This is a genomic window from Vibrio sp. qd031, assembly GCF_002100145.1.
In the GTDB taxonomy this organism is placed as follows: domain Bacteria; phylum Pseudomonadota; class Gammaproteobacteria; order Enterobacterales; family Vibrionaceae; genus Vibrio.
Map to the genome: position 1 here is coordinate 228,066 of NZ_JXQD01000018.1, position 13,057 is coordinate 241,122.

Here is a 13,057-nt window from a genome sequence, read left to right on the forward strand (position 1 = left end):
CTAATTTAAAGTAAAGCGGTTTCGAAATGGTGCAGATAGGGTGTTGGCAGTAGTCGCCCTATCGACACTATAGTGCAACCAGAGTCGCCGACGTTATGAACCAGTACCCTCTAGTTATTGTTGAGTGAAATGAAAGAGTTCTCGTTTTGCTCGTCTACGATTTCTGTTTTTGTTACAAATATTATAAAATATCTAATTTAATCAATGGATTGCACAGTGCCCCTAGGAAAATCCGGTGTGGTTAAAGTGAGTTAGTGGGAACGCTCATTTTTATGTGAAGGATATCGAACATCAAGCTGTAATTGGCATTAATTTTCATGTGGTTATGATAGATTATTGGTCAATGGTGCTTGTGTAAAAGTGAGCGCGCGCACTAAAAGCTGTTAACTTTCAAGGAGGTTCCATGCCAGAGATGCCAGCATTTTGCGATAACTGTGGAGCTGTTTTTGGTTCTGGTTTCGTATTTGAAAATTGTAGGAATGTAACTCTAAGCGGAAATCGTGTAGGCCCTTGTCCAAACTGCGGAGGCATGGGCCATGTACCTGATGGCGTTTACGATATCACTGGCAACGCAATAAGGTTGCTGCAAGGAACTATTAAGACAGTTCAGCAATTACAGAAATTATCGTCTGTATTGACTGAAGCGCAAAAGAGAAACCTTTCGAAAGAACAAGTCCAGGAAAACATACACGAAACAGTTCCTGAGTTAAAGAATTTCGCCTCTGTATTGCCGCAAACAAGGTCAGAATTGTACGGTTTCATCGGAATTATACTAACAGCTATTGGGTTAATGATTGCAGCCTACGGTACTTTCAAAGACGATTCTGTGCCGGAAAGAGAGATAGAACAAATTATCGAGCGCTCTATCGAGCAATCAATTCAAAAACTATCTCCAACTAAACCAACCGCGCCTAATAAGCACAAAAGAAACGATCCGTGCGCATGCGGAAGTGGTGTTAAATATAAAAGATGCTGTTATTTGTCGGCATAAAAGTTAACAAGCGCAATCACGCGGATCAATTTTCCGCTGCGCTACCAATTGCCCAGTGTTGCGGGCGTTAGGCAAATAAATAAGGACAGTTATGAATATAATCAACAATAACATTAAATGGATTATGCTTATTTCAGGTGTTTTAACATTCACAATGGTTTTTGCAGCCGTAACGCCACAATTAGCATTGAACTCAATGTTCGGCTCTAGCCTTGATGGTCCAGTAGCAGAAGTTGTCGTTCGTAATTGGGGGGCTCTTATCGCATTAGTCGGTGGCATGCTTATATATGGTGCATTCAAAAAAGAAGTTCGTGATTTTGTGCTTTCAGTTGCTGCATTAAGTAAAATTATTTTTATAGTTCTAGTTATTACGCATGGTTTTGGTTCTCAATTATTCACTGCAATAACTTTTGACACTATTTTAATTTTATTATTTTCCACTCACATATTATCAAATAGGAAAAATAAAATTGCCTAACAAGTGCCATCAATTGGACTTGGGCAAGCGCAAGGTTTCTATTCAAGTTAGGAGAGCACTTTGGAGCAAAAAAATCTAGTTATTACTGGGCTAATGGGGTCTGGGAAAACGACTCTAGGTAAATTGGTCGCTAAGAAACTAAACAGAGACTTCGTTGATACGGACGAATATTTAGTAACAAAATTTGGCTCAGCTGCGGATATTCTAAATCAGCCTGATGGTGACGATTTGTTTAGACTTACCGAAGAGAAAGTAGCGTTAGATCTAAGCAAAGAGCGCAATCTAGTTATATCTACTGGTGGGCGATTCATGTTAAATCAAAGAAATATAGACCTGATGCGTGAAAACGGCAAGATTTATTGTCTTCAGGCAGATTTATCTGAAATTGTTAATCGATTAATTGCATCAAGTGGTGAAACCTATAGACCTAGGTTCGCCAAAGCCGAAAACAAGCTTGAACTTATGGAATGGTTAGAAAAACAAAGTGCTCCTTACTATAGCCAATTTAAAAAAATAGATACAAGTGGACGCCCTACTGAAGAGATCTCTTCAGAGATAGTGAACCTATTTGAGTCCCAAAACTAACTAATAAGGATTAAGCGCTGCGCCAGCCAGCGTTAAATCCCGAGTGTTGAACAAGCCCGTTGTCTCTCTATAAGTAAATTGTGCGATTGTCGGCTCAGGTGGTCACGCCTTGATTCTTTTCTCAAGGCGAACGCTGTCGTGATAAGACCTAAAGTGACATCTTATCAGCAGGTTAGCGTTTATTTGCTTGGCTTTTTGGTATTGCTTCTCCTTTCTTAAGTTATCATCATTATCCTTATTATCTCAGCCTTTCGGCTATCTCGGTCGCGTGATCCCAACGCACCCTATCTCATGCTGACAGCATGGACAGACACGTACTGCTTTGCTCTTTTTTGCCAGTGTGAATAAGAGTTTTTGAAGGCTATCGCCAACCAGTAACCATTGAATACGGCTCAGGATATGTCGTGCTTGCCCTCTTAAGAAGCAGCAGTCTCGGACACGTTGTAAGCCTTTTGGTAATGTGTGCTGCAAGACAAGTAGCAAGAGTTGAAGGGTAGGCGTTGCAGGCGTTCACTAATAGTGATGATCATCTCTTGCAGAACTATTTGCTGACTATGGTGCGACATGATGAGGTCTGTTGGTACGGGTATCATGACCCGGTTTATTGAGTGTCCTTGCCCAATAATGTGCACCACCACACGCTTCAACACCTATACGCATGAGTGGCATATTTGCTAGGTCAATACCGCAGAAATAGGAATGAGCAGACATAGTGCCTCCGGTGTAGTTAAGTACCACATAAATGTGGCCGATCCTCGGGAGGGGGAATCCATGTCATTCGTTATGTACTTTTCTGAAATCCTTCCTACCAATCAAACTTGTGCACAGTGTCATTATGCGTTAGTCTTTGTTTATCGATGCACAATAAGACAGTGCAAGTTGCAATGGCATTAGAATTTAAAGATAAGTGGTTAGAGCAGTTTTATGAGGATGATAAACGACATCGGTTAATTCCAAGTAGCATAGAGAACGCTCTATTTCGGAAGCTGGAAATCTTAGATGCAGCTCAAGCTGAATCAGACTTAAGAATTCCACCGGGTAATCGTTTTGAACATCTTGAAGGTTGGTGTTCAATTCGAGTGAACAAACAGTATCGTTTGATTTTTCAGTGGGTTGATGGTGTTGCACTAAATACTTACTTAGACCCACATAAGTATTGAGGTAACGACTATGCGTAAGACAAAACGTCGTCCAGTTAGCGTTGGGGAAATGTTAAAAATTGAATTTCTTGAACCAATGGGCATCACATCAAAAGCGCTCGCTGAAGCGATGGGCGTACACAGAAATACGGTGAGTAATTTGATTAATGGCGGAGTGTTAACAGCCCCGGTAGCAATCAAGTTAGCCGCGGCATTAGGTAATACACCAGAATTTTGGCTTAACATTCAACATGCAGTTGAGCTTTGGGATACGAGAAATCGTTATCAAGAAGAAGCAAAGTTTGTAAAGCCGTTGTTTGTTTCGCTGGAACAAAGCACACGTACATAACAAATAAGCGCTGCGCCAGCCAGCGTTAAATCCCGAGTGTTGGACCCCGTTGTCTCTATATAAGTAAGCTGTGCGATTGTAGGCTCAGGTGCTCACGCCTTGATACTTTTCTCAAAGCGAGCGGGGGTGAGATAAATATAGAACATTTATTTATCAATAGGTTACGTGCGATTCCGTGATCTTTGATTGCTCCCTCTCTCCTGTATCTAGAGTCCAACCATTCTCCTTATTCTATTGCACCTTTCGGCTCGCCAACAGACTAACTCCGTCACCTTTAACACCACCCTACTTTCCAACACGCAGTGTTCTTAAGTTCCCGCCAATTCAGCGCATACTCATTGCGCGTCATCACAGCCTCAATCACGCACTCAACCACGGCTTGCTGTTCATCAAACTTGACGCTGGTGATCACAAAGTGTTTCTCTTTGTTTTGCACATCCACTTTGGTCCATTTGCTATGCAAAAGCCCTTTGGGATTCACTCGGTTCATCACACCTCCTTGTAAGTTGGTTGAAACTTTAGGGTGTAGAGGGTGAGTGCAAACGGCCCTTGTTGTTTGCTCGTAACTAAAAAGCCGACTTGTCGAATGTCTTCCGACTTGAGCGTCGGAGCGCCTTGTATGATTCGACCACGAAACACCGCCTTAAAGTCGCCAAGTGGTAGTGTTACAGATTGGCGAATACCGGCTTGTGTTTCAAACTCGTGTTTATAACTCACCCGATAGCCGTTAATGGCGACCGCCACACGCATCTGGTAAGTCAGTCCATCACCAATAAAATCTATGGATACGGCATCTAACCCTCTGTCTAAAGGCACTACTGGACGATAGATAGAGCTAAAGCCGCCATTGTTCTCAAGAGATATGTTGCCGGAAAAGACACTCACATCGTCGATAAACGTCAGCCCACCTTGTGAGAGGCCGCCCATGACCCCATCGTTGGTTGCGCGCCATCTTTTGGTTTCTACAGTGTTGGTAAAATCTATCATATAGCTGCTCGTTGAATCGTAGGGGACAAGGATTGGTAAAACGGATTGAGACCATGCAGCCAAAGAAGGCAACCAAAGTAGGCTCATAAGTAGAAGCTTAACGTTCATAGTGATCACCTTCGCGCCTTTCGTGTTGCTAGCAAGTGTCGACCTTGCTGGTCAAATTCGTCTCGCGTCTGCTTATGGTCGCACTCAATGAGCAGGCCACCATGAAAGGTTATAGTTAGCGTTAAGTCTTTAAACGATAACCAACAAGTGTAACCATCATAATCGTGCCAAGCCCTAATACCGGACAGCTCTCGAGCGCCTTCAGAGTATTGGCCTGTACTGACAATGACATCAAAGAGTAGCAATGCGTCTCGTGTCGCCCAGTGATGTGTCATGTTGCCTACCCTCTCGGTTATTTTTTTGCATAACTTTAAATACGATTTACCTGCACGCTAGGATCACCTAGTGCTATCATGTGACGAGTTCCCCCACCACTGTTAGGCGATTTCCCCTCTTGTTCAACGCGTTCATTCACCGCAGCCGTCACATCATCTATTTTATGTGGCACCGACTTAAAGCCAGCGGTCTTCAAATGTTAGCCAGCTTTGTGTTGGTTCGTAGCGCCTTACTCACTCTGTTTGTGCCTTTCGATCTATGGATCACCTCTAAGTTGATGAGTTTTTACGGGGTAAGCGCCATTGCCAATCAGGAGCTACTGTCCTTCTTACTCTCGCCAGTCGGATTGCTACTGAGTTTATGGTTTGTGACGCAGCTCAGTTTTGCTTTTTTTGTCGAACACTCCGCCATCAGCATTTTGCTCGCACAGCACGATCTTGGTAAGCGATCCATTTTGGATGCCTTTGGGTTGATTCTTCAGCGAAGCTGGAGGGTGGCCAAAGTGGTGATTGCGCAATCTATTGGGATCAGTTTGTTGTTCGCTAGTTTAGTGTGGTGTGGGCGGTGGATATTTGGGCTAATGCTCAACGACTGGGACATCAACTATTATATCAGCAACCAGGTTAGTACTTTGTGGGTCGCATTGGGGTTGCTCGTGTTAATTACTCTACCTGCTGTGTTGCTGGTATTACGATATTGGGCAAGTTGGTGGTTAGCCTTACCGCTGAGCCTTTTTCAAAACTGTAGCCAGTGGAAACTGTTTAAGCAGGCTCGACGTTTAAGTAGCGCGATATACCCTCATATTGTGCTTGGACACATCGCCTGGGTCTTTGGCCGAGTATTGTTTGCGGCGATACTGGCTAGCACTATGCTATTTGCCCTTGAGCCTATGCTGCATTGGGCTACGTCTGATCCCGAACGTTACCCATGGCTAATGGCCGCCAGCCTATTACTGCTGGGACTGACTATGTTGATGAGTTTTATCGATCGTTTTGTGTACGCCAGTTGCCAGTATTATGTATTAAGACTGCAAACTAAGCGCCTCAAACTGGTGAATGAAGAGGCTCGTTTTGTTGGGCTCAAGCAGAATACTCAGCGCCGCGCTTTACTTAGCACGGTCATGGTGGTGTTAATTGCCGCAGCCGCCTTTAATGGCTATTCCGATGTGCGCAATTTTGTGCATCATCTGCAAACAGACAGTTCTGGATCTATAACTGCGCATCGAGCCGGCGGATTTAAATACCCTGAGAACAGTGAACAAGGGATCCAATACGCGATTGAGTTAGGCATTAAAAGCACCGAAATTGATGTTCAAATCACCAAAGATGGTCAAATTGTGGTATTTCATGATCGTGATTTAGGAAGGATGATTGGCAACTCGCTTATTATTGAAAACGCAGACTATGCCGACATCGTCGACGCCTACGCCGAATACCAGCTTACTCCTCCACCGTTGTTGGCCGATCTGTTAGACCTATACGCACCGTTTATTGAATTCAATATAGAAATGAAACGCTACAACCAGAGTACTGCACTGGCGCTTGCCCTTGCAGAAATGCTGGCCAATTACTCGGAATCTATGATTGTCTCAAGCCTAGATGTTGAACTTCTATCGAGCATTATGAGTAAGCTAGAGTCGAATCGACCGGCCAATTTAAGGTTTGCCCTGATCTATGCGGCCAGTGTGGGTGAAGTCGATCTCGAAAGAGAAGTGGATGTGTTAATGGTGAGCGATCAATGGCTAAACGCATGGCGGATATTGGAGATCCAGCAGCGAGAGCAAGAAGTCTTAGTGTGGACCATCAACACCGTCGCGAGTATGCAGCGGCTATTTTTGCTGGGCGTGGATGGCATCATCACCGATGAGCCTCAATTGGCCATTGAGACAAAGGCACGCATCAAAGAGATGGATTTTTCAGACCGAGCACTGCTTACCCTTCGTTATTGGTTGGCCCTTTAAACCAACACTATAATTTGGATCTTGGCGAAGCCGTGTATTGTGTGCAATTGGGCGCTACAGTCCTAAGTGCTCTAGCTGCTGATTTTTGGAACACAATGGTCTCGCCTGCCTGATAAGATTTTTTAATCGCACTTTGCAAAAACAGCTCTACTGATGGCGCAAAACGTTCAGCGCTAAAAAGTGGGTTAAACTCGGCAAAATCTGGCGTTACAAAGGTATACGGAAGGACTAAAACAACGTACCTGTCTTAGCGCTATTACAAACCTAACCCTTGGACAATGGATTGATTTGCACCGACAACTGAGTAGGTCATACAAAGCCAATCTGTGTTGATAATAGAATAGGCTGAGCATAGGCTAACCTTAAAATTAGCAGGCATTTCGATCAATTTGCCAATAACAACGCCAAATATCGCCTTCTTTTCCACCAAACCATACTATTCACTATATTTTTTTTTACTTTTAAACAAGTGATTTATTCTTTTACGTAAACCACAATTTAACTCGTTGAATTATAGATTTTTATCTACACTATTTGCTGCAAATTTCGTTCAATACTTTACCGCTGCATTGCGAATTCAACGCCAAAAAGTCGCTCTTTGGTGGTCGTTGCTGAAACAAGAATTTATTCTGTCCAACGATAATGCTACTCTTTATTACAGAACAGTATTCTAATAATGGTCGCTAAGTAGGTTAGAAAAAATGACGATTAACGCTCACAACTTTGTCGCTGACAAACTTGTAGACATCGTTGAAGATAAACACAGGCGTATGCAGCTTATGGTGAACTCGTTCACGATATTCGGCATGGTTTTTTTGATCCTGATGTTTTTCAATAGCCTTCTGTTTGGAAAAGATCTCTTTCTTACTGTCGCTCTCGCTATCTTTTCTATTGCCGCATCCGTCAACATTTACGTGATGAACAAAAATCGTGAGGCCGGTAGAATTGGACTCACGGTGATCAACTATTCGCTGGCGTTGCTGCTTCTTTATTCCGGTGGGTATCAAGGTACTGGCATGCTTTGGAGCTACCTGCTTGCCGCCGTAGGCATCTTTATCAACTCGTTTAGAGTTGGCTTACTGTTGAACACCCTCTTTTTGATCATCACTTCGACCATTCTTTTGGTCGGTTATGATTACGGACTTAGTCGAGTCGAATACAGCGATGTGATCTCATTTAGAATGGTACTCACGCTGATCGCACTAAGCGGTATGTGCCATATCTTAATCTTTTTCCAAAGCCGTGCCGATGAGCAAATTTTATCGATGCATGAAGGCGGTATTGCATCACTCGCCTATCTTGACTCATTGACCATGCTGTCCAATCGCATCACGTTTCGTTCTGTGCTCTACCATAGCATTAAGATGGATTTGAGCGATAAAACCGCACTCATCTACATTGATTTAGACAACTTTAAGTCCATCAACGACTCCTACGGTCACGATTTTGGCGATGTGGTCTTGGCCGAATACGCCAAACGACTGGCAAAGGTTGTGCGTGAACATTTGGGTGAAGATATCGTGGGTGAATACGATATTGGCCGATTAGGTGGAGATGAGTTTGCGATATTCGTACGCGACGCCTCCAACGCAGAGCAAGTTGAAATTTTGGCTGAAAAGATAATGGCCATTACCGAGCAAAACACCATAAGTGTATTGAAGCACGAAACCCATTCTCTAGGCAGCAGCATAGGCGTGGCTTATGTCGACATGAGTCAACATGACTTAATCGACAGCTTGTCTATGGCCGACAAAGTAATGTATAGAGCGAAAAAGGCCGGCAAAGGCACCATCCGTTATACGGATTTAGCCGAGCTTAAAAAAGACGAGGAAGTCGCCGCTGTTTAGTAGGGCCTCATACCACGCTAAGGTCATGTAATTGATGTAAAAAATGCCTCTCAGATAGAGGCATTTTATTTGCTATATCAGTCAACGTGATTAACTCGCAACGGCCTCACGAGTCGACTCATTGTCCATCGATTCATTCAGTAAACCTGCATATACTCCACTGGTTTCTAGTAGCTGCTCATGATTGCCGCGTTCGACTATTTCGCCTTGTTCCAGTACTAAAATTTCATCGGAATGTCGCACCGTACTCAAACGGTGAGCAATGGCGATAATGGTTTTCTCTTCAAACAACCGCTGCATCGCTTTTTGGATCAAGTCTTCGGTGATCGAGTCCACCGAGCTAGTCGCTTCATCCAACATCATGACTTGCCCACCTTGTGCCACCGCTCGAGCAAATGAGATCAACTGAGTCTGCCCTACAGATAAGTTGCCACCGTTTTTGTCTAGTACGTTTTCATAATTATTGGGCAGCTGATCAATAAACTTATCCGCGTAAACATAGCGTGCTGCTTGGATCACTTGCTCTCTTGAAATAGTCGATTTACCCAATGCGATATTGAACTCCACACTTTCTTCAAACAAGTGAACGTCTTGCATCATCAACGAAAACAGGTGGCTTGAATCCTCTATCGACAGTTGAGATAACTCGATGCCATTGAGCAATATATTGCCCTCATAGTTTTGATAGGTTTTCGATATCAGACGCAATATGGTTGACTTGCCCGATCCCGTCGAGCCCACCAACGCAATTTGATGACCTTTCTTAAGTGTAAAAGAGACATTCTTAAGCACATAGGGCGAATCGTCGCTGTAGCGGAAACTGACGTTTCTAAATTCCAAACTGCTAAAGTCTTTAAGCGATGGCTCTACTTCCTTCGACGGCAACAATGTTCGGCCTTCTTCTTCAAGCGGTTCGGTAAAGAGCTCCTCTATGTGGTCAAATGCGGCAAATGAGCTTTGAATTGACGCGATTTGTGACGTAAAGTCACGAATAGGCACGAACACTTTTTCGAGCGTATTGATAAACGCAATCAGCACACCTAGGGTTAATGCCTCTTGCAACACTTGTCCGCTACCGTACCAGATCATCAGTGCCATGGTGATTGAGGTAATACCAGATATAAACGCGAATAGAATGGCGTCATATTTGTTGGCCTTTTTCTGAGCTCTTAAAAACTCATCGGTAAAGCCTTTGTACTTAGTTTCCACTTCCTGTTCGGCGCGGTACAACTGCACGGTTTTTACCCCTAGTAGCGCCTCTTGTAAGTAGCCAATACCCCGTGCGAGTGCCGAGCGAGTAATTTGATACGTCGCACGAAGTCGGTTACGAATGTACATGGTGAGGTACATCACGGGAGGCATGATAATCAGTACAATAAGAGTGAGCTTCCAGTCGATAAATGCCATCATGATCAGCAACGCAATAGTGTTCAGCGAGTCTTTTACTAGCCCCACGATCGATTGCACAAACGAATCACCAATGGTTTCCAAGTCGCTGGTGAGTCGCGACAAGGTGACCCCTGTAGGGGTATTATCAAAATAGCTTCGCGGCAGTTTGAGTACCCTTCCAAACAGCACTGCGCGCATATCGGTGATGGTAAATTGCCCCGTTTTCCTCAAGTTATATGAGTAAATGCTGTCGACTATGTAGTTTGCTACCAATACCAGCAGTAAATAGACAATATGTTTGACCAACCCATCTATATTTCCTTGCGCCAAATGAACATCGATCACCTGGATGATCAACCAAGGAAACAGCAAGCTTGTAGCGATCGATAGAGGCAGCATGGCAATGCCAAGTGCAGCCGAGCGCTGATATTTCTTCGCAAATTGAAAAAAATGTTTTAAGTACTTAACGTCAACGCCTTTTAACATGCTTGCGCCTCCGTCTCATTTTGCTGCAACTGCCAAGTTTCTAAATAGTAGGGGCAGGTTTTTAGCAGTGTTGGATGGTCGCCTTTTGCCAATACTTTGCCTTCTTTAAGCACGATGATCTCATCCATAAACTCAAGCGCATTGACTCGATGAGACACCACCAGCACCGATTGTGTTTTCAATCGGCCAAACAGCCCCTCTAAAATCTTACGCTCGGTTTCGTAGTCCACGGCCGACAGCACATTATCCATGATGATAAGATCCGCCGGTTTTAATAATGCACGGGCTATGCTTAGGCGCTGTTTTTGACCGCCCGACAACATGATGCCTTTTTCACCCACTAAGGTCTGATCACCACTTTCGAAGCGTTCCACATCGGCGGCTAATTGACTCAGTTGCAGTACCTCATCAACCTGTGCCTTAGCAATATCCATATCTTTGCTGCCAAAGCGAATATTGTCTTCTATCGTGGCAGAAAACAGATAGGGGTCTTGTGTGACCGTTTTAATGTATCGGCGTAAATCGCTGCGCGAAAACTCCGTTACATCCTTGTCGTCGAGAAAAACGCTTCCCTTGGGAAGATCTAAGTGATGGTTGAGACAGTTAACCAAGGTGGTTTTTCCCGCACCAATACTGCCCAACACACCCACTTTCTTGCCAGGGGGAATGTCAAAACTGATATCGTCCAAACTTGGTGCTTCATCACCCGGGTACTGATAGCTCAAATGACGCACCGACACTGTCTTGCCTTTTAACCGCTGCACTTCCGCTAACGGCAACTGAGTGACATCGCGCGCTGGTACTTCTGCGTTTAACACAGTTTGAACGCTTTGGATCCCAACCATACCTCGCTGGTATATTGTCGCAATACGACCAAGCTGCATTAAAGGCATAGCCAACAATACCGAATAGGTAAGAAACGCCGTGATTTCTCCGAGTGTTAGCTCTTGGTTCATCAACATATAGCCGCCTAACCCTAAGATCAGTACTTTCATCAGGTTATTTGAGTAATCCAGAACCGGCATTATAAACACTTGGATACGAGTAATTTTCATGCGGCAAGTAAGCAGCAACTGATTGAGTTTTTCTACCTCAGCCAATACCCATGTCGACATCTGCTGGCTTTTAATCAAATCGATCCCAGATAGGTAGCTCATCAATTGCGCCGATAGATCCTGAAGTCTTCGCATGTGCTCTAAATGAAGATCTTTCATTTGCACAAAGCCAATACGAAACACAATAAAGCCTAACGCAATTGGGATCACCGAGTACATGGTCAGCTCTGGAGAGATGCGCCACATCCAGATAGGCGTTAAGGACAGTGCTAGAACAGCGTTAAAAAACTGCAAAAAGCCTGTGCCAAACAACAACCTAACTCCTACCAAATCATTGTTGATAATGGAGATAAGTTTGCCCGACGCAAATCGCTGATGAAAACTATTGGGCAGACGATTAAGTTTATACATTAAATCGTTTTTCAGCGCCGCCTCAGTGATCCGCCCAGGGTTTAGTGCATAGATGCGTGACAGTATGCGGATCCCGATCATCAACACCGACATCACAACCACAATGGCAACATAGGTTTTTAACTGCTCGTGCCCCGCACTAGACGAGTCGTCAATCAAATCAATCGCGAGTTGTATATAGCGCGGGATTTCGACTTGCAGCCAGTTCACTAGAAAAATAAAAATTATCGCGAGTACATACGACTTACGATTCAGTTTGAGATAACGAAGAATAAATTCAGTTTTGGTCATGAGACTCACTGCTGTTCGATAGTTTGGCATCTTGTGGGTCAATGCCGTAGAAGGCTTTACAGGCTTTAATGATGGACTGGCGAGGATCGCCAAAAGACTCTAATTCATCGAGTAGCCATTCTGGTAAACGGACTGGACGGGTTTTTATCCCGGGTTTACGTCCACAACCAGGGCGCGGACCGCCACGAGCGCAACAACGAGCCCTGTTGTCTTTTTTGTCGTCCATGATGTACCCAATTTGGAGAGATTTGATTAGTGTACACTTTTCAAATCGACTTGGCACTTACAACTGCATTAAGATGTTGATGCTCATCGCACTGCCAATTCTATGGTGCGGATAAAGCGACGTCGTTAATGAGCTTGTTCTCTATATCGTGAAAGCTCTGTCAGCAACCACTCACTGCTTTTTATCGTGGGCTGGCCTTCACAATGCACTTTATAGTGCTTACGACTCATCAGGCTTTTAGTGGCCGAGTACGCAATGAAGTCTTCCGCTGTTTTGATGTCATCGGCATAGTAATCGGCTTTTTTCATGATGTGCTCAGTGGCTTCAACGCCATTGTGAATATTGCCATTTCGTTCATATTGGCATTGGGTATTATTAACAAATTCAATCAGATGATCGACTTCATCTTGAGTATCAGCTAATACACTTACCGATACCAGCAAGCTAAAAAGCGCAATAAGTCGTTTCATACTCGTCTC

14 protein-coding genes and 1 pseudogene are annotated in these 13,057 nt (G+C 44.1%); 7 read left to right on the top strand and 8 right to left on the bottom strand.

Annotated elements, in window-relative coordinates; translation table 11 throughout:
* Positions 1-403 precede the first annotated feature (403 nt).
* The 3 genes from ST37_RS06940 to ST37_RS06950 all read left to right on the top strand — a co-directional run bounded on the left by ST37_RS06940 (position 404) and on the right by ST37_RS06950 (position 2,054).
* Positions 404-991, top strand: coding sequence for an SEC-C metal-binding domain-containing protein (locus ST37_RS06940; protein WP_084884921.1), 588 nt, complete (start codon positions 404-406; stop codon positions 989-991).
* Positions 992-1,082: 91 nt separating this feature from the next.
* Positions 1,083-1,469, top strand: coding sequence for a hypothetical protein (locus ST37_RS06945; RefSeq protein WP_084884923.1), 387 nt, complete (start codon positions 1,083-1,085; stop codon positions 1,467-1,469).
* 60 nt (positions 1,470-1,529) lie between these two features.
* Positions 1,530-2,054: a shikimate kinase gene (locus ST37_RS06950; RefSeq protein ID WP_084884925.1), complete on the top strand. Its 525-nt coding sequence runs from the start codon at positions 1,530-1,532 to the stop codon at positions 2,052-2,054.
* 582 nt (positions 2,055-2,636) lie between these two features.
* Here ST37_RS06950 and ST37_RS19780 read toward each other — a convergent pair.
* A pseudogene (locus ST37_RS19780) lies at positions 2,637-2,765 on the bottom strand (IS110 family transposase); the annotation flags it as partial.
* A gap of 173 nt (positions 2,766-2,938) precedes the next feature.
* On the opposite strand from ST37_RS19780, the gene ST37_RS06955 reads away from it, so the two are divergent.
* A complete protein-coding gene (locus ST37_RS06955; protein WP_084885238.1) occupies positions 2,939-3,214 on the top strand; it encodes a type II toxin-antitoxin system RelE/ParE family toxin in 276 nt (91 codons plus the stop codon).
* Positions 3,215-3,224: 10 nt separating this feature from the next.
* Positions 3,225-3,542: a HigA family addiction module antitoxin gene (locus ST37_RS06960; RefSeq protein ID WP_084884926.1), complete on the top strand. Its 318-nt coding sequence runs from the start codon at positions 3,225-3,227 to the stop codon at positions 3,540-3,542.
* 274 nt (positions 3,543-3,816) lie between these two features.
* Here ST37_RS06960 and ST37_RS06965 read toward each other — a convergent pair whose 3' ends face one another.
* Genes ST37_RS06965 through ST37_RS06975 form a run of 3 tightly spaced genes read right to left on the bottom strand, consistent with a single transcriptional unit; the run spans position 3,817 to position 4,912 of the window.
* Positions 3,817-4,032 (bottom strand): TIGR02450 family Trp-rich protein, encoded by a 216-nt coding sequence (locus ST37_RS06965; RefSeq protein WP_084884928.1) that lies wholly within the window; start codon positions 4,030-4,032, stop codon positions 3,817-3,819.
* Complete coding sequence (locus ST37_RS06970) at positions 4,032-4,637, bottom strand: CIA30 family protein (RefSeq protein ID WP_242426240.1); 606 nt, start codon at positions 4,635-4,637, stop codon at positions 4,032-4,034. Before ST37_RS06970 ends, ST37_RS06965 begins: the two co-directional genes overlap by 1 nt.
* Positions 4,638-4,642: 5 nt before the next feature.
* A complete protein-coding gene (locus ST37_RS06975; RefSeq protein WP_084884929.1) occupies positions 4,643-4,912 on the bottom strand; it encodes a DUF3081 family protein in 270 nt (89 codons plus the stop codon).
* 119 nt (positions 4,913-5,031) lie between these two features.
* On the opposite strand from ST37_RS06975, the gene ST37_RS06980 reads away from it, so the two are divergent.
* Both ST37_RS06980 and ST37_RS06985 read left to right on the top strand, forming a co-directional pair.
* Positions 5,032-6,873, top strand: coding sequence for a glycerophosphodiester phosphodiesterase family protein (locus ST37_RS06980; protein ID WP_242426241.1), 1,842 nt, complete (start codon positions 5,032-5,034; stop codon positions 6,871-6,873).
* Positions 6,874-7,574: 701 nt separating this feature from the next.
* Positions 7,575-8,720, top strand: coding sequence for a GGDEF domain-containing protein (locus tag ST37_RS06985; RefSeq protein ID WP_084884931.1), 1,146 nt, complete (start codon positions 7,575-7,577; stop codon positions 8,718-8,720).
* Positions 8,721-8,810: 90 nt separating this feature from the next.
* Here ST37_RS06985 and ST37_RS06990 read toward each other — a convergent pair whose 3' ends face one another.
* The 4 genes from ST37_RS06990 to ST37_RS07005 form a co-directional block, all read right to left on the bottom strand.
* On the bottom strand, positions 8,811-10,595 hold the full coding sequence (locus tag ST37_RS06990; protein ID WP_084884933.1) for an ABC transporter ATP-binding protein: 1,785 nt from the start codon (positions 10,593-10,595) through the stop codon (positions 8,811-8,813).
* Positions 10,589-12,352 carry an ABC transporter ATP-binding protein gene (locus ST37_RS06995; RefSeq protein WP_084884934.1) on the bottom strand — a complete coding sequence of 588 codons (1,764 nt, stop codon included), beginning with the start codon at positions 12,350-12,352 and terminating at the stop codon, positions 10,589-10,591. Before ST37_RS06995 ends, ST37_RS06990 begins: the two co-directional genes overlap by 7 nt.
* Positions 12,339-12,578, bottom strand: coding sequence for a hypothetical protein (locus ST37_RS07000; RefSeq protein ID WP_084884936.1), 240 nt, complete (start codon positions 12,576-12,578; stop codon positions 12,339-12,341). The genes ST37_RS06995 and ST37_RS07000 overlap by 14 nt, the downstream gene beginning before the upstream one ends.
* Positions 12,579-12,703: 125 nt before the next feature.
* Positions 12,704-13,048, bottom strand: coding sequence for a DUF5329 family protein (locus ST37_RS07005; protein WP_084884938.1), 345 nt, complete (start codon positions 13,046-13,048; stop codon positions 12,704-12,706).
* Positions 13,049-13,057 lie beyond the last annotated feature (9 nt).

Bases quoted from the DNA above. Each gene is read 5' to 3' on its own strand.
- ST37_RS06940 (WP_084884921.1), top strand. From the start codon at position 404: ATGCCAGAGATGCCAGCATTTTGCGATAACTGTGGAGCTGTTTTTGGT.
- ST37_RS06945 (WP_084884923.1), top strand. From the start codon at position 1,083: ATGAATATAATCAACAATAACATTAAATGGATTATGCTTATTTCAGGT.
- ST37_RS06955 (WP_084885238.1), top strand. From the start codon at position 2,939: ATGGCATTAGAATTTAAAGATAAGTGGTTAGAGCAGTTTTATGAGGAT.
- ST37_RS06960 (WP_084884926.1), top strand. From the start codon at position 3,225: ATGCGTAAGACAAAACGTCGTCCAGTTAGCGTTGGGGAAATGTTAAAA.
- ST37_RS06965 (WP_084884928.1), bottom strand. From the start codon at position 4,032: ATGAACCGAGTGAATCCCAAAGGGCTTTTGCATAGCAAATGGACCAAA.
- ST37_RS06970 (WP_242426240.1), bottom strand. From the start codon at position 4,637: ATGAACGTTAAGCTTCTACTTATGAGCCTACTTTGGTTGCCTTCTTTG.
- ST37_RS06975 (WP_084884929.1), bottom strand. From the start codon at position 4,912: ATGACACATCACTGGGCGACACGAGACGCATTGCTACTCTTTGATGTC.
- ST37_RS06985 (WP_084884931.1), top strand. From the start codon at position 7,575: ATGACGATTAACGCTCACAACTTTGTCGCTGACAAACTTGTAGACATC.
- ST37_RS06990 (WP_084884933.1), bottom strand. From the start codon at position 10,595: ATGTTAAAAGGCGTTGACGTTAAGTACTTAAAACATTTTTTTCAATTT.
- ST37_RS06995 (WP_084884934.1), bottom strand. From the start codon at position 12,352: ATGACCAAAACTGAATTTATTCTTCGTTATCTCAAACTGAATCGTAAG.
- ST37_RS07000 (WP_084884936.1), bottom strand. From the start codon at position 12,578: ATGGACGACAAAAAAGACAACAGGGCTCGTTGTTGCGCTCGTGGCGGT.
- ST37_RS07005 (WP_084884938.1), bottom strand. From the start codon at position 13,048: ATGAAACGACTTATTGCGCTTTTTAGCTTGCTGGTATCGGTAAGTGTA.